The 20,107-nt window shown below is 43.9% G+C and carries 16 protein-coding genes; 7 read left to right on the top strand and 9 right to left on the bottom strand.

Annotated elements, in window-relative coordinates; translation table 11 throughout:
* Positions 1–41: 41 nt before the first annotated feature.
* Entirely contained in the window at positions 42–1,073 is a 1,032-nt protein-coding gene (locus tag AC438_RS08645; RefSeq protein WP_053980853.1) for a hypothetical protein, read from the bottom strand.
* 496 nt (positions 1,074–1,569) lie between these two features.
* On the opposite strand from AC438_RS08645, the gene AC438_RS08640 reads away from it, so the two are divergent.
* From AC438_RS08640 to AC438_RS08630, 3 genes are all read left to right on the top strand, one after another.
* The gene (locus AC438_RS08640; protein WP_053980852.1) at positions 1,570–2,010 is read left to right on the top strand and encodes a molybdenum cofactor biosynthesis protein MoaE; all 441 of its coding nucleotides are present in this window, start codon (positions 1,570–1,572) and stop codon (positions 2,008–2,010) included.
* A 14-nt stretch (positions 2,011–2,024) separates the two neighbouring features.
* Positions 2,025–2,342, top strand: a complete 318-nt coding sequence (locus AC438_RS08635; RefSeq protein WP_238376357.1) for a hypothetical protein — start codon at positions 2,025–2,027, stop codon at positions 2,340–2,342.
* A 93-nt stretch (positions 2,343–2,435) separates the two neighbouring features.
* Positions 2,436–4,937 (top strand): diguanylate cyclase domain-containing protein, encoded by a 2,502-nt coding sequence (locus AC438_RS08630; protein ID WP_053980851.1) that lies wholly within the window; start codon positions 2,436–2,438, stop codon positions 4,935–4,937.
* Positions 4,938–5,004: 67 nt separating this feature from the next.
* Here AC438_RS08630 and recJ read toward each other — a convergent pair whose 3' ends face one another.
* From recJ to AC438_RS08605, 5 genes are all read right to left on the bottom strand, one after another.
* Positions 5,005–6,726, bottom strand: a complete 1,722-nt coding sequence (gene recJ, locus AC438_RS08625) for a single-stranded-DNA-specific exonuclease RecJ (RefSeq protein WP_053980850.1) — start codon at positions 6,724–6,726, stop codon at positions 5,005–5,007.
* Positions 6,727–6,809: 83 nt separating this feature from the next.
* A complete protein-coding gene (locus AC438_RS08620; protein WP_053980849.1) occupies positions 6,810–7,646 on the bottom strand; it encodes a nitrate- and nitrite sensing domain-containing protein in 837 nt (278 codons plus the stop codon).
* A gap of 422 nt (positions 7,647–8,068) precedes the next feature.
* Positions 8,069–9,463, bottom strand: coding sequence for a threonine synthase (gene thrC / locus AC438_RS08615; RefSeq protein WP_053980848.1), 1,395 nt, complete (start codon positions 9,461–9,463; stop codon positions 8,069–8,071).
* Between the two features lie 34 nt (positions 9,464–9,497).
* Entirely contained in the window at positions 9,498–10,802 is a 1,305-nt protein-coding gene (locus tag AC438_RS08610) for a homoserine dehydrogenase (RefSeq protein WP_053980847.1), read from the bottom strand.
* 675 nt (positions 10,803–11,477) lie between these two features.
* Positions 11,478–13,058 (bottom strand): AbgT family transporter, encoded by a 1,581-nt coding sequence (locus AC438_RS08605; RefSeq protein WP_053980846.1) that lies wholly within the window; start codon positions 13,056–13,058, stop codon positions 11,478–11,480.
* A 474-nt stretch (positions 13,059–13,532) separates the two neighbouring features.
* Here AC438_RS08605 and AC438_RS08600 point away from each other — a divergent pair, with 474 nt between their 5' ends.
* Positions 13,533–14,333, top strand: a complete 801-nt coding sequence (locus AC438_RS08600; protein ID WP_082354045.1) for a haloacid dehalogenase type II — start codon at positions 13,533–13,535, stop codon at positions 14,331–14,333.
* A 311-nt stretch (positions 14,334–14,644) separates the two neighbouring features.
* On the opposite strand, the gene AC438_RS08595 is transcribed toward AC438_RS08600, so the two are convergent.
* The gene (locus tag AC438_RS08595; RefSeq protein WP_053980845.1) at positions 14,645–15,157 is read right to left on the bottom strand and encodes an RNA methyltransferase; all 513 of its coding nucleotides are present in this window, start codon (positions 15,155–15,157) and stop codon (positions 14,645–14,647) included.
* A gap of 253 nt (positions 15,158–15,410) precedes the next feature.
* On the opposite strand from AC438_RS08595, the gene AC438_RS08590 reads away from it, so the two are divergent.
* Complete coding sequence (locus AC438_RS08590; protein ID WP_053980844.1) at positions 15,411–16,943, top strand: bifunctional GNAT family N-acetyltransferase/carbon-nitrogen hydrolase family protein; 1,533 nt, start codon at positions 15,411–15,413, stop codon at positions 16,941–16,943.
* Entirely contained in the window at positions 16,943–18,103 is a 1,161-nt protein-coding gene (queG, locus tag AC438_RS08585; RefSeq protein WP_053980843.1) for a tRNA epoxyqueuosine(34) reductase QueG, read from the top strand. Before AC438_RS08590 ends, queG begins: the two co-directional genes overlap by 1 nt.
* Here queG and AC438_RS08580 read toward each other — a convergent pair.
* The gene (locus AC438_RS08580) at positions 18,084–18,515 is read right to left on the bottom strand and encodes a protein YgfX (RefSeq protein WP_053980842.1); all 432 of its coding nucleotides are present in this window, start codon (positions 18,513–18,515) and stop codon (positions 18,084–18,086) included. The two genes, queG and AC438_RS08580, sit on opposite strands and share 20 nt — an antisense overlap.
* Positions 18,516–18,620: 105 nt before the next feature.
* Positions 18,621–18,866, bottom strand: coding sequence for an FAD assembly factor SdhE (locus tag AC438_RS08575; RefSeq protein WP_053980841.1), 246 nt, complete (start codon positions 18,864–18,866; stop codon positions 18,621–18,623).
* A gap of 122 nt (positions 18,867–18,988) precedes the next feature.
* On the opposite strand from AC438_RS08575, the gene ygfZ reads away from it, so the two are divergent.
* Positions 18,989–20,038 (top strand): CAF17-like 4Fe-4S cluster assembly/insertion protein YgfZ, encoded by a 1,050-nt coding sequence (gene ygfZ, locus AC438_RS08570; RefSeq protein WP_053980840.1) that lies wholly within the window; start codon positions 18,989–18,991, stop codon positions 20,036–20,038.
* The last annotated feature ends 69 nt before the right edge of the window (positions 20,039–20,107 follow it).

Below are 20,107 nucleotides of genomic sequence, written 5' to 3'. Positions count from 1 at the left end.
GGCCCTCAAAAAACCAAGTAATTAGCCTATTTTTTATTGACCTATGCATGCTTAGACTCTAATAATTTGCGTAACGCTTCAGGTAAAAAGCTTCTTATTTTTGATGTGATTGCAAGTTCATTTTTTTGCCAAAGTATACCCAAATAAACAACGAATAGCCCAAACAAGGTTAACACAATGGGAAATAGCCAACTATCTCTAAATATATCTAAGGCTAAATGACCGATATAAATAGAAACACCTATAGCCCCAAATATAACAAAGACTCTCCTAATAACTAATACACCAAAAAAAATCATAAGCAGGTTAACGACGCAATATATAAACTTAGATAACTCGCTATCGGAGTATTGGAATGTCATTCCAACCCAAAAAGCGATCACGCCAAAAAGGTATATCCAAAATGAATAATCGGCTTTATTTTGAGACCTAATATCAATCCAAAAGGCTAATCCAATCATCAACAAGCCCGCATACATAGACACTAACTTTCTCAGCTCCCAGCTATAATTATCGCCGCCAATCATTACCGCAATATCCATCGTTAAATACCAAAGAGTCACTGCAATTGGCATCATCAAGAAGGGATATTTATACCTCCAGGCAATAATAACCCCTACTGCGAGCGTACTTAATTCCATATAGAGCCAATGCCATTTTATGTATCTGTGGTATTCGCGATACACACTGTCATCAGGCCAAACCCCTAAAGCATGCTGAAGGCCATACACCGCTAACGGTGTTAACGCTATAACAAAAGTCCCACATATTCCCGCCGGAACAGCTAAGCATTTAGCTTTAAAAACGTTGGTTAGCTTCAAACCAACCGAGGCATAAAATAAAGAGATAAACACAATACCCACACCACCAAAAGACTCCCATCCTAAGCCCATAAAAAGGGTCATTGCGCCAATAGCAATTAGGCCGCCTATGTAATAAAGCACATGAGTAAAATAAAATTTAGAGGGGGTATTAGGTTGTGCCTTCAAAAATTCGATGAGCTTTTCAGATTGCTCAAATGAAATTATTTTTTCAGCTACAGCGTCATCAATATTCTGTTTTGTAATATTCAATGTCGATTCCCTTTTATAACACATTTTTTATCGGACATAATTAGCACCGCTTAATCAAAAAACAGCAAACATCTAGATCACACAATACCCAAATAGATATCTATAGCAATCGCAGCCAGTAAGCTAATTATCGAAAAAATTAAAGGTGTTATTATAATTAAGGTAATTGTTGTTATAATAAAAAACACAGTTTCAAATTCAATAAAAAATCACATAGTAAACACATTATTTGCAGTTAGCTTACCAACAGAATATTGAGCATTTAACTATGTATCAGAGTATTACTTATAAATGAGTTTACGGCGATTTTTTGCTGGCAATACCCGACCGCATACTCGATTCCCCACAAAAATACAACCTCAAAAAACCCCTCTCTTTACAGCAACACTAATAAGCCTCAATATAGCGATAAGGCATAAAGATTTACTCAGTAACAGTGATTGGCCTAACGCTTAAATGTCACTAATTGCACTTATTTAATACCGTAGCTATTCCTATGATTAACATTACAATTCAGACACATGATTTTTGCCAAAACACCCTTTATGAGCAATTGCGAGGACATCGCCAAACAGGCGCGATTGTAACCTTTACAGGGCTCGTTAGGGAGTTTGCAGGCGAGCATGCCATGCAGCTTGAACACTACCCTACCATGACGCAAGCTGTGCTTAATACTATTGCCGAGCAAGCCACAGAGCAATGGCAGCTGCAAGCGGCCACTATTGTACACCGTGTGGGGCGGTTAACTCCTTGTGAGCAAATTGTATTTGTAGGTGTCGCTAGCAACCATAGACAAGCGGCTTTCGATGCTTGCCATTATATGATTGATTTATTAAAAACGCGCGCGCCATTTTGGAAAAAAGAAGGCGCGCATTGGGTTGAGGCAAAAACAACAGACCAAGAAGCAGCCAAGCGCTGGCTAGAAGCCAATAGTTAAGCAATACTTAGCGGATGAATACTCAAGCTAAAAACAAAGCTGTAACCAAGGCACCGCGCGTTAATAATCGCTATGTACAGCTACTGATCAATCATTACAGTACACCACTGGAGCCCATTTTTAAGCAGTTTCGCTTGGGCGTTATTGCTTTTGGAGCGGGCTTGGCCTGTATTATTATTGCCAACACGCATTTACTCCCCTCACTAACCCAAGAGCTTGCCGTATTAATTGGCCTCATTAGTATAGGGGCTGGCTTTACGATTGCTATGCTGGCACAAATACGACTATTTATTAGCCGTATATTACAGTTTATGTGGCGCGATAAATTTTAATACTGGCGTCCATTAAGCCCATCCAGCACACCCGTTTTAAACGACTAGCTTGCTATAGCCTATGCTGTATAAAAAGCATATGAGGCCCAAGCCATGGCATACCACCCGCTGCTCGAGCAACAAATTAAAGCCAACCAACAAAGCGCATCACCTAGCGATAAAACACTATTAGACGTTATTAACGCCACTTACTTGACCTTTGGTGCAGACTCCGCAGCATTCAATGGCGACGAACATAAACGCACCCAAGCACGTATTAAGCGCCAAAATGCGGCCCTAATAACACTCAGCCATGCACTTGATGCTAACCACAAAACAGACAGCCAACCCCCTCATAATCCTGACAACTCCAAAGCTAATAAAGCTCATTCTAATAATGTCAATATCGCCGTGGCCTTTCAAGAGATTTGTCGCAACTGTGCCAATACCTTAAATGCTTGCCGAGCCGGTATCTGGGTTTTTAATAGCGACCAAAGCCAACTCGAATGCGAGCACGAATACGACAAGCAAAGCGATACCTTTGTGCACGCTAACAGTATTCACACCTCGATTAACCCTATCTATTTTGCCGAGCTTGCCACGCGACGCGTAATTGCAACTAGTGATGCTACAAACCATGATGGCAACACGCCACAAAGTCTGCAATACCTGCAGGAGCACTCGGTGAGAGCCATGCTTGATACCCCCATTAAAGCCGACGGCCTATACTTAGGCGTATTGCGCGTATACCAAATCAATAACACGCGTGACTGGCACCCAGATGAGCAACAATACGTCGCAAGCCTTGCCGATATTACTGCTTTAACCTATCAGCAATATCGCAAACATGCCGCCATTGCGGCACTACATGAGAGTGAGCACCGCTTTCAAGCTTTAGCCCAATCGACAGGAGCTGCCATTTTTGCCTTTAGAGAATCTATTATTTATGCCAACAAGGCCGCCGAAGCACTCACGCAACTAGACCAATCGGCACTTAAGCTATTACCTATTTCGGTTATTTTTGGCGAAGACTTTAGCCAGCAATTTAACGATCGCACGCTGCTTAAAAATAATGCCAGCAAGGGTATAGAAATAGAGTTTTCGCGCAGCAGTGGCGAAGTCAGGTGGGCTTACATTAACGTCACTCAAACCAATTATGACGGGCAACAAACATGGTTAGCGAGTGCTTTTGATTTCACCGAGCGCAAGCGTGCCGAAATACAAATGCGCTACCAAGCCTTTCACGATAACTTAACCAGCCTACCCAATCGCACCCTGCTCGCCAAAAAACTCGATGAGTGTTTAAACAAATCCAGTCGCGACCGCTATTATCGCTTTGCGGTAAGCCAAATTACGTTACAAAATTTAAAAGATTTAAATCAACAGGTCGGTCACAGCACCGCTAATCATTACATTATAGATTTCGCATTACGCCTAAAAAAATCCTGCCATTTAACGAGTTTTTTAGCCAAAATAAATCAAGATACATTTATTATTATTCGGGAAAATTTAAACTCAAAAGAGCAGTTTATAGAGGAGTGTGAAGCACTTTATTCAACACTAAATCAGGAAGTTATACTAGAAGAAAACATAATTTGCTTACCCATAACTATGGGCCTTGTTTACTGCGATCACTTTTACAGCATTGGTGAAGATATTATTCGCCATGCCGCCATTGCCACCGAGCAAGCACTGCAAAAAAATCAAAAAATCACTCACAACCATGTGTGTATTTTTGATGCAGTCATGCACCAAAATTTTAAACAACAAAAAGAGTTAGCATCACGCTTACGTAAAGCACTTAGTGCGAATGAATTTAGCTTACGCTATTGGAGTATAGTACCGCTGCATGACCAGCAAACAACCGCCAAAAAAAACATTATAATAGAGCCACTAATCCAATGGACAGAGGGCAATGCCTACCGAATAAACCAAGGGCATTTTTTACTCACTCAAAAAGATCCTCACTTTACGCGCAGCCTAAGCTACTGGCTCATTAAAAATACACTCAAGCATTGTGCCACTCAACATCATTTAAGCGATATAAAAATCTGGCTAGATATTACACATAACGGATTTAATGAACCTCAAGAGTTTGAAGCGTTAATTACCACTATTGGCCAACAACATGTAGGTAATTGCACAGTGATATTACAAATACCTTTTGTACTAGCACAATATTACAGCTCCAACAGAACAGGCCATATCGAAAAAGTAAAAAGCATCAAAAAAACAGACTCTCATCCTACTCATAAACTGCAAAGTCTATTGCAAAAAAGCCATTGTCAAATAAGTTTAGATATTAGCCAGTGCAATCTTAACAACCTCGATATACTGCAAAACCTGCCCTTAACTTACCTCAAGTTATTACCCACCATTGCTCAAGGCTTACAGCCTAAAAGCCCGAGCACACACTTATTGCAAGCACTAATACACTACTGCCAAAGCTTAGGCCTAACGCTATTTATTCAAGGGTTAAACGAATACGATGCATTACACCATATTCGTCAACTCATTACGCCAATGGCTGCCGTTTGCGGGCAAGGCTATAGCCTAAGCAGCCCCATACTTCCTTGCGACCTAGGCAATGAAAGCAACCAAAAGGTAGTTACCTAGCATGAGATGGCAGACACTTTAATACGTCTTAAGCTAACAGTAATATGTATTAGCACTAGACTCACACTCACAAAGCTTCGATATAATCTATCAATAGCTGCACATTACGGCGACCATTAAACTCATTGACTTGCAGTTTATAGACAACTAAAACGCGATGACAAGTGTCGTTAGGCCATACAGAAACATCCACATTAAAACTAATCGCATCCATCGTTTGCTGTGGGTTTTGGGGTAATGCTAGCACCAGCTTTAAATGTTTTTGCCCAACAATGCGCTGGTTAACTAGAATAAATTCTCCACTAAACGTAGGCTCGGGGAAGGCTTGCCCCCAAGGCCCTGCATTTTCCAAAGCTTCAGCTAATGGCAAATTAAAATCCTCTGAAGTTAAAGCCCCATCGGTAAATAACACAGGAGTTAAGCCTTCTTGACCGGCTTTTTGTGCGACAACCTCATTAAAACTTTTTTGAAAATTGAGCAAGTGATGCTTCTCTAAACTTAAGCCTGCTGCCATAGCATGACCGCCAAATTTAGTGAGCATACCAGGATTTTTGGCGGCCACCTCATCAAGCACATCGCGTAAATGAATACCTGCCACCGAGCGGCCTGAACCTTTTAGTATACTCTCGCTATCATCGGCAAAAACAATAGTAGGGCGATGCAATTTATCTTTGACCCTAGAAGCCAAAATACCAATCACCCCTTGATGCCAATCACTTTGGTAAAGACATACGCCGCTTAAAGCCTCGTCTTCATTGTTATGGTTGAGCGCCTCTAATATAACGGCTGCATCAGCTTGCATAGACCCTTCAATAGCTCGGCGCTCTTTATTTAATGCGTCTAGCTCGCTAGCTAATGCTAAAGCCTCAGTGGGGTCGTCGGTGAGCAAGCAGCGAATCCCCAAACTCATATCATCTAAGCGTCCTGCTGCATTTAACCGCGGGCCTACCATAAAACCTAAATCGCTAGCGCGTAATTTGGTTATTTCACGGCCCGCAACTTTGGCAATGGCTTTAATTCCTTCGCAGGCCAAGCCAGCACGCATACGTAGCAAACCTTGCTGCACAAAAATACGATTATTATGATCAAGAGGCACCACATCAGCCACGGTACCCAGTGATACTAGGTCTAAAAATTGAGCAAAATTAGGGGCTGGTTTTTGACTGTAGTACTCCGATTGCATTGCAGCGCGCAAAGCACTTAAAACATAAAATATAACACCGACGCCTGCACAATTTTTAGTCGGAAACTCACAGCCTTGCTGATTCGGATTGACAATAGCACCAGCACTAGGAAGCTGAGCTCCAGGCAAGTGATGGTCGGTTACTAATACTTTCATACCCGCCGCTTGTGCAGCGGCAACACCTTCGATACTGGATATTCCATTATCAACAGTAATCAGTAAATCAGGCTCAAATTGCTTAGCCACTGTCACAATTTCAGGCGTTAGGCCATAACCATATTCAAAGCGATTAGGAACTAAATAATCGACACTATTAAAGCCAAGCGCTCGTAAGCAACGCACCGCCACGGTAGTACTGGTAGCGCCATCGGCATCAAAATCACCCACAATTAAAATGCGCTGTTGCTTGGCACGGGCTGCTAATAATAATGTTAAGGCTTGTTCAATACCTTTTAATTGACTCGGCCTAAATAAATGCTTGAGCGAATAATCTAACTGGGCGTTATCAAGTACGCCACGAGCGGCATAAATACGCGCTAACACTGGCGCTACGTCGGTAAGCATTGAATTGCTGGGCACCGTACGGGCCATAATTTTTTTTTGCATAAATCAATCACATTAGAGAGTTAAATAAATATTTTTTGCATATTTATTAATAATACTGGTGTACAAGGTATGATTTAAGATCATTACAGGCGGTCTTGGAGTTTCTTTATTTCTTTATCAAACTCCATATACAATGCATCCATAATGGCCGTTGCACTTTGGTGATAATGCTTAATAGAGCATTTTTTGGGGTTCTTGAGTAGAGCCTCGGGAAAGCACTCAATAAACTGTAATATGCTATTTTTCTGAGATTTCGAAACCGACTGATTACAGTCGTTCAATTCGAGTGCTTGCGTGAGCTCAGTCACCTTAGTTTGCAATGCATTGCGTAAACGCGGAGCCTGCTCACCACGCTCCATACTGGCAATATAAGCTAACCCTATCGCTCGTAATTGCCCAAGTCCTTCAGTTAAATCCAATAAATAACGCCACGAGGTTTGCCCTTGCAACGGATAACCTACTCTGGGTGTCCGTAAATTCAGCGTTGTAATAATCTCATCAATAAAGGCTAATAAGTTTTTAATAAGCTTGGTATGCTGATCTAAATTTTGACGGATATTTAAATACTGGTAGCGCCCCGCTAAACGTGCCCAATGGGCTGTAATGGCTAACCAATCGGCGGGAACATCTTTTTTGGCCCAATCAGCCTCTAACGCGATACATTGTAAGTCGCGACTGGTATTACTTTGCACCAATGCCAACTCGGCGAGCATGCTTTGGTCGCCATCGAGTACTGCAACCGACAATGTACGGTGTCGTTGAAGGTGCATTAGCATAGAGCGTAACGCTTGCAACGCTAAAAAATCTTTTGCTTGTAGATATTTTTTTTGCTGTCTGCGCACATTCCATACAAAAAAGATTAACACTAAAGCAATAGCTATTAGTACGCTAGCGATCATAATTAAATGCTTGGCTTCCATCAATCTATAGCCTATAAGTTATTAACATCAAAGATAAAACACATGCTGCAAGCGTGGTGCTTACAGTGTGCGCTGCTGCAACTATTCAGAGATACCGACATTAAGGGTTAATAAGCGATTAAGCTAATGCCCCTTTAATTGGCACGCCCACTATTGACATATACGCCACGTCTGCTCACCGCAAGTGCAAGCATTTTGCGCTCCAACTTTGTTAGCAGTCTTATGCCATGCAATACTAGCGGTCAGTGGCATTACACCCTTGGCCGCCACAAACAAAAACCGCCCATTTAAGGGCGGCCTAAATATAATGACACACAGAGTCATCCGAGTTAACGCTAGCATTCAAGTAGATTGATAGCGCACTCACAATATCACAGGCCACTCGACTGAATACTCAGTCAAGCGCTCAGCTCAAAACCTACTTACTCGTGAATATTTTTGCTAATGAAGCGGTGCACCAATGCTATATCATTATCGAGCACTTGATAGTGCTCTTTCCGGTCAAATAAATCACTCATATGGTGCGGTAGGACTGGATCATGACACCCTGCTTTTTGAATAGCCTCGGGGAATTTAGCCGGGTGTGCCGTTGCTAAGCAAATCATGGGTACCGCTTTATTACGCCGTGTTTTACGCGCCGCTTGTACGCCGATGGCGGTATGAGGGTCTAACAAATATTCTGTGCGATCATAAACCTGCGCGATAACCTCAAGCACTTCGTCATCATTTAAGCGATAGCTACTAAACAGTTCGCGCGCACGCGCCAGCGCGTCATCACTTAACGTTATGCTGCCGCTTTTAGAGGCTTCCATGAGCTTAGCAATAACATTGCCATCACGACCGTGTAAGTCAAATAGCATGCGCTCAAAGTTACTCGACACCATAATATCCATACTCGGTGACAACGAGTGCTCTAACGGCTGCGGCGAGTGATCATTGCGACTGATACAGCGGTGCAATATATCGTTTTGATTGGTGGCTATAACTAACTGGTCAATAGGCAGGCCCATACGGCTGGCTAAATAACCGGCAAAAATATCGCCAAAATTACCCGTCGGTACCGAAAAAGACACCTTACGTGCAGGTGAGCCCACCGCTACAGCCGCGTAAAAGTAATAGACAATTTGCGCCATAATACGCGCCCAGTTAATAGAGTTAACAGCAACCAGTTGACGACCTTCGGGCAAAAAAGACTGATCGGCAAAGCTGGCTTTCACCATATTTTGGCAATCGTCAAAATTCCCTTCTAAGGCAATATTATGCACGTTATCTTCGATGACCGTCGTCATTTGGCGGCGCTGCACCTCTGAGACGCGTTTATGCGGATGCAAAATAAAGATATCCACATGCTTGCAGTGACGACAGCCTTCAATAGCTGCCGAGCCTGTATCGCCCGAGGTTGCACCCATAATGACGACTTTTTGCTGGCGCTTTTCTAAAATAAAATCGAGCAAGTTACCTAAAAACTGCAAAGCAAAATCTTTAAACGCTAAAGTTGGCCCCTGAAACAGCTCTAAAATAAACTCGTTGTGGCCTGTTTGCACTAAAGGCGCAATAGCGTCGTGGCGAAAGGTCGCGTACGAACGATCGATAATATCTTTTAAATCAACATCGCTTACCTCGCCATCTACAAACGGCGCCATAATTTTAAATGCTAACTCGTTGTAAGGCAGGCCGCGCATCGCTTCAATATCGGTGGTGCTAAATTGTGGAATAACTTCAGGCAAATATAAACCACCATCGCTTGCCAACCCCGTTAATACAACATCTTCAAAACTTAGCGCTGACGCTTGGCCGCGAGTGCTTATAAATTTCACAGTTTCTTCTCTCTAAATTGAACAGGGCGGTTAATTAATTGAGTGCTTCCACGCGAATACGTACAACACTACCCAATACCGTATCCAGCGCTTCGATTTTATGCATCGCTTCATTCATTTTTTGCTCTAACACTTTATTGGTTAAAACAATGACAGGGACTTCAACTTGGTCTTCTTTGGGCTCTTTTTGAATCAATGCCTCAATACTAATCCCAAGATCACTCAATATTTGCGTCACCTTAGAGAGCACACCGAGCTTATCGGCAGCGCTTAAACGCAAATAATAGCTGGTTTCGACATCGCTCATGGGCAATATCGTGTGGTTTTCGAGCCTGTTAGTAACAAAACCTAAATAAGGTACACGATTTTCAGGGTTGGCCGAAAGCATGCGCGCTAGGTCAATCACATCTGAAATCACCGCTGATGCCGTCGGCTCGCTGCCGGCGCCGGGGCCGCAATACAGTGTTGAACCAACCGCGTCGCCATGGACCAAAATGGCATTATCAACACCGTCAACCTTGGCAATAAGTTGGCGCTCAGGAATCAGCGTAGGGTGTACGCGCAGCTCTATCCCATGGGCATGTTTGCGCGCGATACCCAAATGCTTGATACGATAACCTAGCTCGTTGGCATAGCGTACGTCTTCTGGAGCTATAGCGCTGATACCCTCACAGTAAACTTTATCAAACTGCAGCGGCATACCAAAAGCCAAGGAGGCCAAGATAACTAGCTTATGCGCCGCATCAACCCCCTCGACATCAAACGTGGGGTCAGCTTCGGCATAGCCTAGCGCTTGCGCTTCGGTTAATACATCTTCAAATGTACGGCTTTTATCGCGCATTTCGGTCAAAATAAAATTGCCCGTGCCGTTAATAATACCGGCCAACCACTCTATTTTATTGGCACTTAAGCCTTCGCGCAGGGCACGAATAATAGGAATACCCCCAGCGACAGCGGCCTCATAAGCCACGGCAACACCATGGGCTTTAGCGGCGGCAAAAATTTCGCTACCAAATTCGGCAATTAAGGCTTTGTTAGCCGTCACTACATGCTTGCCCTGTGCTATGGCCTGCATAATTAAGTCTTTAGCGACCGTGGTGCCGCCTATTAGCTCGACGATTATGTCAATGTCTGGGTCATTCACTACTGCAAAAATATCACGGCTTAGCATGATCTCAGAGGTATCTGTATTGGGGTTGTCGCGGCGTGCCCCCACGTGAGTGATGGCAATATGACAACCCGCACGTGCATTGATCTCTGCTTGGTTGCGCGCAATAACATTAAATGTACCGCTGCCTACAGTACCAAGACCACAAATACCTATTTTTACGGTTTTCAAAACTCACCTCATGCAGACTAATCAGTGATAACAATGCTACGACTCAAGCCTAGAAAACGCAGCAAAAAGGGCCAATACGATACTGGCGGCAGAGCTAGGTGTCAATGCCACAGGTCGGCAGAGCAGTCAACCCAAAGGACTATTATGACGCTTAATAAGCACACTAAGATCGTTTTTTTGCCTTTCATTAGCATTTTAACGCCAATAAACACTAATAAAGCCTAAAAAATAGCGCACAAATTAAAAGCCATAAGATGACAGCTAAGTGCAAAATAGTAAAAAGGAGGAAAAAGAACAGGCAAAGCCTAAGGGGCGAGGCGACAATACTTTACCTCATTTAAGTCGGGTTCTGCTTTCTCGGCAAAGCGCCCTAAGGGGCGCATGCCGAGCCATGTAACACTGTGAGCAACGCTGCTGAAGAAGCAGAAGCCACGTGTTATTGAGTAATGTACTTTTTTCCCTCGTCCCTAATCCCTGCTGTGGAATGAGACTGTGCCTAAAAGTAACCCATCAGCACCTTATTAGGTGAGGTTTATTCGTATAACTAAATACTGTATTACAGTAATATGCAAAGCAATACGCCACTGCAAAACCCGGTATGCGCACATACAACCTAGCATTGAAGTCACTCTTGCATTAAAACCACTAGGGATGGAGCCACTAATATTGCATCGGCTAAGGCTGAAAATAAATAGCTGCACCAGGCCCAACGGGTAAACCCAAAGCAAAAACCCAAAGATAAAACAACGCAATCCAACCCACCAAAAAGGCCATACTGTAAGGCAGCATTGTGGCAATGAGTGTTCCTATACCCATGTCTTTTTTATATTTAGTAGCAACAGCTAAGATCAAACCAAAATAGCTCATCATCGGCGTAATCAGGTTGGTCACAGAGTCACCAATACGGTAAGCCGCCTGTATGGTTTCAGGAGCATAGCCAATTAGCATAAGCATGGGGACAAAAATCGGCGCGGTCGCTGCCCACTGCGCCGATGAAGACCCCAGTGTTAAGTTAATCACCGCACACATTAAAATGAATAAGATAAAGACTTCTGGTCCCGTCATGCTCAGTGTTTGTAATAACTGGGCGCCATTAATCGCCAAAATAGTGCCTAAATTAGTCCACTTAAAAAACGCAACAAACTGTGCGGCAAAAAACACTAAAACAATATACATACTTAATGAGCCCATACTCTTGCTCATCGCATTAATCACATCAACATCGTTTTTCATAGTGCCAACCACTTTGCCATACACAAAACCTGGTATTGCAAAGGTCACAAAAATAAAGGCCACAATTCCTTTAAGAAAAGGCGAGCCTTTAACAAGGCCTGTATCGGGGTGCCTTAAAATACCATCGGCCGGAATAATTGTCAGCGCCAATAGAATCACTAAACCCAAAAAGGTTAGCCCTGCATACATTAAGCCTTTGCGTTCAAGAGCTGATAAGCCTTCGACACTGGCGCTCAGTACTTCACTGGCCTCCTCTTCATTGTATTTACCCAGCCTAGGTTCAACAATTTTTTCAGTAATCACCGTACCTAAAATAGCAATTAAAAAAGTCGATATCATCATAAAATACCAATTAGCCTCGGCGCCTACTTGGTAGCTAGGGTCGATAATCTGAGCCGCTGGTGTAGTGATACCTGCCAGTAACGGATCAATGGTGCCTAGTAGTAAATTGGCACTATAGCCCCCCGACACACCCGCAAAGGCAGCAGCCAAGCCCGCCAATGGGTGGCGCCCCAAACTATGGAATATCATCGCCGCTAGTGGAATCAACACCACATAGCCCAGCTCAGAGGCGGTATTTGATAAAATCGCCGCAAATACAATCATGAAGGTGACTAAGCGCTTAGAGGCGCCCATTACCATGCCGCGCAGTGCAGCCGACAATAAACCCGAATGCTCAGCAACACTCACACCCAGCAAAGCCACCAAAACCGTCCCTAAAGGGGCAAAATTGGTAAAGTTAGTCACCAAGCCTGTGACTATTTTTTGCAAACCTTCCGCGCTCAGTAGGCTGACCACCTCAATAATGCCGTCGGGGTCGCGTCCGACGGCACCAATGGGCCGAGGGTCTATAGCACTCAAACCAAACCAATCAGCAATGCCGCTAAAAACAACAATAAAGAGGCAAAACAAAGCAAACAACGTGATGGGGTGCGGCAATAAATTACCTAAAAATTCAACCGTTGATAAAAACCGGTTAAACCAACCCGACGCAGGGGCCGGCTGTGTTGTTTTTATTGACATACGTAGACACCTAAATAATAAAAAGGCGTAATTTAACATTCCATGCCACAAATGGCTAAGTTTGCAGTCTTTCTAACTATTTTCTAACAACTCCACTCACCTTTTTAGTCATCACTGTAGCCATGCAAAAGCAATTCAAAGGTGCAGCGAATGGGCACTGATGAGTCATTGGGGTAACACACCTTAACGGAGATACCACCTTAAGCGCCGTTATGGGCCGTGTAACAAGCGCTGCGCTAAGCGCCTACGGTCAGGTCCGCTCGATAAACCATCATAAGGGACGATTCTTTCCGCAATCATCTAACAAAATACGGATATTGCGGTCTATTCACGCCATTCATGCAAAAGCTTTCTTTTGGCGCTCTTGTTTGAATGCTTGTTTAAACGGCTACTTGAGCCCTGAATAAGCCTTTGCTAAACAGCAATACCACCCTCTCACATTCACATCAACCAATTACATACTGTCGAGGTATTATGAACATTCGCGCTTTACTCCCTAGGTTTGCTACTGCTTTACTGTTTACCGCCAATACTCTTTTTGCCGATCAAGCCGCACCAATTCAAGCCCCACCGACCCAAACAACACAAGCGCAGCTCAGCAAACCCAAAGTCATTATTTTTGATGTTAACGAAACCTTACTCGATCTAGAAAGCATGCGTAAGTCGGTAGGTGCTGCACTCGGCGGTCGCGAAGATTTACTACCATTGTGGTTTTCAACCATGCTGCATCACTCTCTTGTTGTGTCGGCGACAGGCGATTACGAGAGTTTTGGTAATATTGGTGTCGCGGCACTACAAATGGTCGCCGAAATTAACCATATTGATATAACTCAAGCACAAGCCAAAACCGCTATTTTAACGCCTCTACGCTCACTGCCACCGCATCCTGATGTAGCCAAGGGTTTAGCCAAGCTCAAGGCGCAAGGTTATAAGCTGGTCACACTCACCAATTCGTCTTTAGAGGGTGTTCAATTACAGCTTAAAAATGCGGGTTTAAGCCAATACTTTGCCGCAAATTTAAGCATTGAATCGGTTGGTGTCTTTAAACCTCACCTCAGCACCTACCAATGGGCATTAAAAAACTTGGGCGTCAATGCCGATCAAGCCTTAATGGTCGCCGCTCACGGATGGGATATTGCAGGTGCTCACAAAGCGGGCTTGCAAACAGCTTTTATTCAGCGCAAAGGTAAGGTGCTTTTCCCGCTGGCGGCACAACCTCATTACAGCGTATTAGACATTAATGCGCTAGCAAGTGCTTTGAGCAAGCTTAAGTAACGCTATAATTATTGTAACTATTCAACCAAGCTAACAAACCTTACTGATAAAGCGCCCGTCCCAATATGGGTGCGTAGGAAATAGGCCCTGCGCTTGAATAAGAATGAGTCAGCTAAACAAATTTGGGGCTTCAAGAGCATAACATCGAGGCGTACAAAGCCGCAGAAGCTTGAGCGGCCCAATCAATGATTTATTAGCGCTCATTTTCGGTAGCTCTGAAAGTGACTCATTATTAACGATGAATAGAGCCTAGGTTAAATACCTGCGCTCTATTTAACAATCCCCTTAACAACCTCCCTTAACAACCTCCCTTAACAACCTTCCTTAACAACCAAGCGATTATTCACATCGCGGCTTTTTTGAATAATGGCTTGATGGTCAACCGGCGTGTTACTTTTTGCGAGCCTGTCATACAATACAACATTCACCGTTGCCGCAAGGTTCATACAGCCTATAGTCGGCACATACACCACCGCGCAAGCTTGATCGATAATATCTTGTGCAATAGAACCATCTTCAGGGCCAAAAATATACAGGCTTTTAGCGGGGTGCTTGAATTCAGGTAAGGCGATGGCGCCCTCGGCTAACTCTACACACACAATACTCACGTCAACAGGCAAATCTTCGGTTAAACTCTCAACACCTAACAGCGGTATTTCACGCTGGCGATTTTTAGTGTCTGTTTTAAATTTAGCTGCCCGCGCAAAACGCTCGCCGGTATAACTCACAGCATCAACGCCATAGCAACCTGCCGCGCGCATAACAGCCCCCACATTAGAGGGGCTTTTGGGGTTACATAAACCAATCGTTACATCATTTTTCATGTTTGTTACTCACATTTTTTACCATTTTAACACAGCCCCACTAACAGCTTTAGCCACTTGAATGCAGGCTTTATGATGCGTTGCATTAAAAGCTTTTGTGACTGTACGCTAAATGCCATAATATTCATCCAATCAACTCTGCTGATAGTAGACATAATACTCAACCCTAATGAATTTGACGGTGTAGTGAAGCCTGACTCCACGTATCACCGCGACTCTCGACACATATTTTCCAATCATCGGATCACCCAATATGACAGCTGAGCATACGCGCTTAGAGCTTTGTAATTTATCCATGGCTTTATACCCTCAAGTTAAAGACTTAATGGATAACGTTTATTCTACGTTAGGCGGCGCTTGGCCAAGCCATACGATTGAGTATTTGATTAATGAATTTCCAGAAGGCCAGATTGGTATTTTGGATGATAATCAACTCGTCGGTATTGCGCTGAGTGTACAAGTCGATTATTCGCGCTTTTCTAACCCTCACACCTATGAAGATATTGTTGACACCAACGATCAAGTCAACAACAACCCCAAAGGTGATGCACTTTACGGCTTAGATGTGGTTATTGCTAAAAGCCATCGTGGCATGCGCTTGGGGCGTAGGCTTTATGATGCACGCAAAGAGCTCTGCCGACAGTACAATTTACGTGCAATCTTAGCTGGCGGCCGCATACCCAACTACCATCAACATAGCCAGCAGTTCTCGCCTATGCAGTATATCCGTGAAGTAGGCCAAAAAAGTATTTATGACCCGATATTAAGTTTTCAATTATCGAATAACTTTCAAGTTAAGCGCTTATTAAAAAAATACCTCCCCGAAGATGCTCAATCCGTAGGTTACGCCACACTGCTCGAGTGGAATAATATTTTATACGAGCCACAAGACAGCGTATTAGAAACCACCAAATCTATTGTGCGTGTGGGCGCTGTGCAGTGGCAAATGCGTGCAGTTAATAGCTATGAACAAATGCTAGAACAAATAGAATTTTTTGTAGACACAGTCTCAGACTACCAAAGTGATTTTATTTTGTTTCCAGAGTTTTTTAATGCGCCGCTAATGGGGTTAAGCGCACAAAGCTCTCAAACCGAAGATATTCGTCGTTTAGCACACCATACTGAGCGACTCAAAAATGATATGTCGCGCATGGCTATTGAATATAACGCCAATATTATTACCGGCTCGATGCCTTTAGAAGACGCTGGTAAACTTTATAACGTCAGCTATCTGTGCCACCGCAATGGTCATATCGATGAGCAACGTAAAATTCATATCACTCCGCATGAAAAAAATGATTGGGTTATTCAAGGGGGGGATACCGTCACAGTGTTTGAAACCGATGCTGGTCGCGTTGGTATTTTAATTTGTTACGACGTTGAGTTTCCTGAGCTATCGCGTATTTTGGCAGAGCAAGGGCTCGATATTTTATTTGTCCCTTTTTGGACGGACACTAAAAACAGTTATTTACGCGTTAGACTGTGCGCTCAGGCACGCGCTATCGAAAATGAATGCTATGTTGTGATTGCTGGTAGTGTAGGCAATTTACCGCAAGTTGAGAGCCTTGATGTACAATACAGCCAATCGGCAGTACTCACCCCTTCTGACTTTCCTTTTCCGCATGATGCGGTATTAAATGAAGCCACCCCCAATACTGAGATGCTGTTGTTTTCTGATTTGGATATGGCCAAACTAAAAGTCTTACACAGCGAAGGCTCTGTCAGAAATTTAAAAGATCGTCGTACCGATTTATATAATATTGTTGTGACAAAGAAGCCCCAATAATGCCAGAACAACTAAGCGCACACTTTTTACATACACTCAGTCAAAACATTAAAACCTGGGGCCAAGAACTGGGTTTTGATGATGTGGGCATTACCGATACCAACCTCGACGGTTACCGTGAAAAGCTCCAACAATGGCTCGCTAAAGGCTATCACGGTGATATGAATTGGATGGCCGATCACGGCACTATGCGCCATACACCCGAGGATTTAGTGCCCAATACTGTGCGCGTTATTTCGGTGAGGCTTAATTATTTAGCGCTTAACAGTGACCATATTAAAACACTAAAAACGCCCAATAAAGCCTACATTGCACGCTATGCACTAGGCCGTGATTATCACAAACTCATGCGCAAACGCCTTGCAACCCTGACCCAAAAAATTAATACCGCCGCTCTAGAGGCTGGACTTACCCCCCCCAGTCAGCGTGGTTTTGTCGATAGCGCTCCAGTACTCGAGCGCCCACTGGCCGAAAAAGCCGGTCTAGGCTGGATAGGTAAAAACACCTTAGTGATACATAAAGAAGCGGGAAGCTGGTTTTTTTTAGGGGAAGTATTTACCTCTTTACCCTTAATTACTGACGATATCCAAAGTGAAGATCACTGCGGGACCTGCACGGCCTGCTTAAAAGTATGCCCCACCGATGCCTTTCCTGAACCCTACACTCTAGATGCCACTCGCTGTATTAGTTATTTAACCATCGAGAATAAAGGCGCTATTCCTGTTGAGTTTCGCGAACCTATGGGGAACCGCGTTTTTGGTTGCGATGATTGCCAAGCTATTTGCCCTTGGAATAAATACGCTCACACCACCACTGAACCTGATTTTAACGCACGCCATCATCTGAATAATATTGAATTACTCGATTTATTCTTATGGGATGAAGCAACATTTTTAACACGCACCGAGGGCTCACCCTTGAGGCGAATCGGCTACCGTGGTTGGCAGCGTAATTTGGCCGTTGGCCTAGGTAATGCTCCTAATGATATCCGTATTATAGAAGCCCTAAAGGCGAAATACACCAGTGCCGATACTATGGTACAAGAACATATTGCATGGGCAATACAACAGCAAGAAAAACAACAAAGCCCTCACTTTAGGCGCAAACGCAAAATTAAGAACACAGCAAAAAAGTCCATCACTAACCACAATGCGTTTTAACAAAAACTTTAAGCTGCCTAAATTCATCACGGCTTACGGCATCTGCAGCAATGCCCCAGCAATATTGCTGACCATCTTCCCTGACAATATTTAATTCGACTAGCCAAGGTAGTACACGCTGACGACCCACAAGGTGAATAAGCTCGGGCTCTGATGTTTGCCCATGACTAAAGCCTAAAATTAAATTACCGCTTTCAAGCCTTAGCTGGCTGTAGTGTCGAGTCCTGTTTAACTGGTACCAATAATACACACCTATGCCAAGCCAAATGGCGATAAATAATACTTTAGCCACAGTATAAAATGGTCCCAATAACGCAAGTACCACTGCCGCCCCCCATAGCACAAAGGGGGTTACAACCATCAAGCGCGAAGGCTTAACAGTCAATTGAAAATTAGTACCTGAATAATTCATCGTATACTATCGGCATAACACGGCCTTCTGTACTCGAGGCTGATAAGTCATATTAAGTCTCGATTATTGAAAATACTGCTTCTATAGCGCTGTACTTGGTAAGAGTTAGACCTTAAGACCTGTATTATCCAGTACAATATCAACAATACCCTTTAGCTCAGGCGTAGGTGGCTCTTTATGCTGCATTAGCCAACCAAACATATCTTGGTCTTCACAGGCCAAAAGGTCGACATACCAGCTTTGCTCTTGCTCACTAAGCGTTAAATAAATATTTTCCAAAAAGGGCATGAGAATCAAATCAAGCTCTAACATACCACGGCGGCTTGCCCACTTTAGGCGGTTGTATTCCATAAAAATACCTCAATTATCGTGCCTTAGCACTTTTTACATTTATTACTGACTGTCATTACTTGCAGTATTATACGCTGTATTTGCCAGTTCAATTTACAGGCTCTATTTAATAGGTATATACCATGACTCACCCTTGGGCGCCTTTTTTACCTCTCAATACGTCACTAATGGCCAATACCGCTCACAATGACACCTCAAAAGAAGGCGGCAACCTAGGCCTAATTCCTCTGAGTGACTACCGTATTATTACCTTAACAGGGCCCGATGCCCTGGCTTTTTTGCAAGGTCAATGCACCTGTGATTTTGGCGTATTCGCTCAAGAACAATGGCTGCGAGGCGCCCACTGCAACCCCAAAGGGCGCATGATCAGCAGCTTTACCGCCGCACAACTCGCCCCTGAAGTCATTGGCCTGCGTGTACACCATAGTATTGCCACGCAAACGATTGAGGCCTTTAAAAAATATTTAGTCTTTTCTAAAGCACAGTGCGAGCTTAGCGAGTATTTAGCGGTAGGACTAACACAGGCCAGCGTTGCAGCACTCGCTGTGGTTTTACGCCCAGAGCCATCTTTGACTCCAGAACAACCTTTAACCCCAGAGCCTGCCAGAGCCCCCGAGCCGCCCATCAACTTAGCACAACTGGTAACGCGTACGAGCACTTATGGTTTGCTGCTCACGGGTCATCATATGGCCGAGCTATGGCTCACGCCCGAGCAGCTGCGCGCATTAATAGACTATTTGATCCAGCAAAATATAGCGCAACCATTACTCGCGCCGGCGCTATGGCAACACATGATGATCGAGCAAGGCATTGCGGAAGTCACCGAGCTAACCACACAGCGATTCTTACCTCAGGCTTTTAATTACGATGCCATTGGTGCAGTCAGCTTTAAAAAGGGCTGCTATACCGGACAAGAGATCATTGCACGCATGCACTATAAAGGACAAAGCAAGCAGCGCTTACATTTATTGCGCAGCCATGACGCCAACCTAAGCCTTGGCCAACCTTTGTTAAATACTGCCGGCAAGGCCGTTGGCGAGGTGATTAATGCCAGTGGCCACCTAATACTGGCCTGTAGCAGTGCTTACTTAGGTGATGAGCCTTTGCACGTAAAAAGCGCAAATAATGCACCACTGAGCGCCGTTGCGCTACCTTATTCATTAGTGCAATAGCAGCCTCAATTCACCGAAGGACGTAGCTTAAGTACTGCAACAACACGAGCTGTGCTATACCTTAAGAGA

The sequence above is a fragment of the Marinagarivorans algicola genome (assembly GCF_001292705.1).
GTDB lineage: Bacteria > Pseudomonadota > Gammaproteobacteria > Pseudomonadales > Cellvibrionaceae > Marinagarivorans > Marinagarivorans algicola.
This window is presented reverse-complemented; position numbering and strand designations above follow the sequence as displayed.

What these genes read in the sequence shown, in the direction of transcription:
- AC438_RS08635 (WP_238376357.1), top strand. Translation starts at nt 2,025, where the DNA reads ATGAATACTCAAGCTAAAAACAAAGCTGTAACCAAGGCACCGCGCGTT.
- AC438_RS08640 (WP_053980852.1), top strand. Translation starts at nt 1,570, where the DNA reads ATGATTAACATTACAATTCAGACACATGATTTTTGCCAAAACACCCTT.
- AC438_RS08620 (WP_053980849.1), bottom strand. Translation starts at nt 7,646, where the DNA reads ATGGAAGCCAAGCATTTAATTATGATCGCTAGCGTACTAATAGCTATT.
- AC438_RS08630 (WP_053980851.1), top strand. Translation starts at nt 2,436, where the DNA reads ATGGCATACCACCCGCTGCTCGAGCAACAAATTAAAGCCAACCAACAA.
- AC438_RS08575 (WP_053980841.1), bottom strand. Translation starts at nt 18,866, where the DNA reads ATGGAATACAACCGCCTAAAGTGGGCAAGCCGCCGTGGTATGTTAGAG.
- AC438_RS08605 (WP_053980846.1), bottom strand. Translation starts at nt 13,058, where the DNA reads ATGTCAATAAAAACAACACAGCCGGCCCCTGCGTCGGGTTGGTTTAAC.
- recJ (WP_053980850.1), bottom strand. Translation starts at nt 6,726, where the DNA reads ATGCAAAAAAAAATTATGGCCCGTACGGTGCCCAGCAATTCAATGCTT.
- AC438_RS08600 (WP_082354045.1), top strand. Translation starts at nt 13,533, where the DNA reads ATGAACATTCGCGCTTTACTCCCTAGGTTTGCTACTGCTTTACTGTTT.
- queG (WP_053980843.1), top strand. Translation starts at nt 16,943, where the DNA reads ATGCCAGAACAACTAAGCGCACACTTTTTACATACACTCAGTCAAAAC.
- AC438_RS08595 (WP_053980845.1), bottom strand. Translation starts at nt 15,157, where the DNA reads ATGAAAAATGATGTAACGATTGGTTTATGTAACCCCAAAAGCCCCTCT.
- AC438_RS08580 (WP_053980842.1), bottom strand. Translation starts at nt 18,515, where the DNA reads ATGAATTATTCAGGTACTAATTTTCAATTGACTGTTAAGCCTTCGCGC.
- AC438_RS08590 (WP_053980844.1), top strand. Translation starts at nt 15,411, where the DNA reads ATGACAGCTGAGCATACGCGCTTAGAGCTTTGTAATTTATCCATGGCT.
- ygfZ (WP_053980840.1), top strand. Translation starts at nt 18,989, where the DNA reads ATGACTCACCCTTGGGCGCCTTTTTTACCTCTCAATACGTCACTAATG.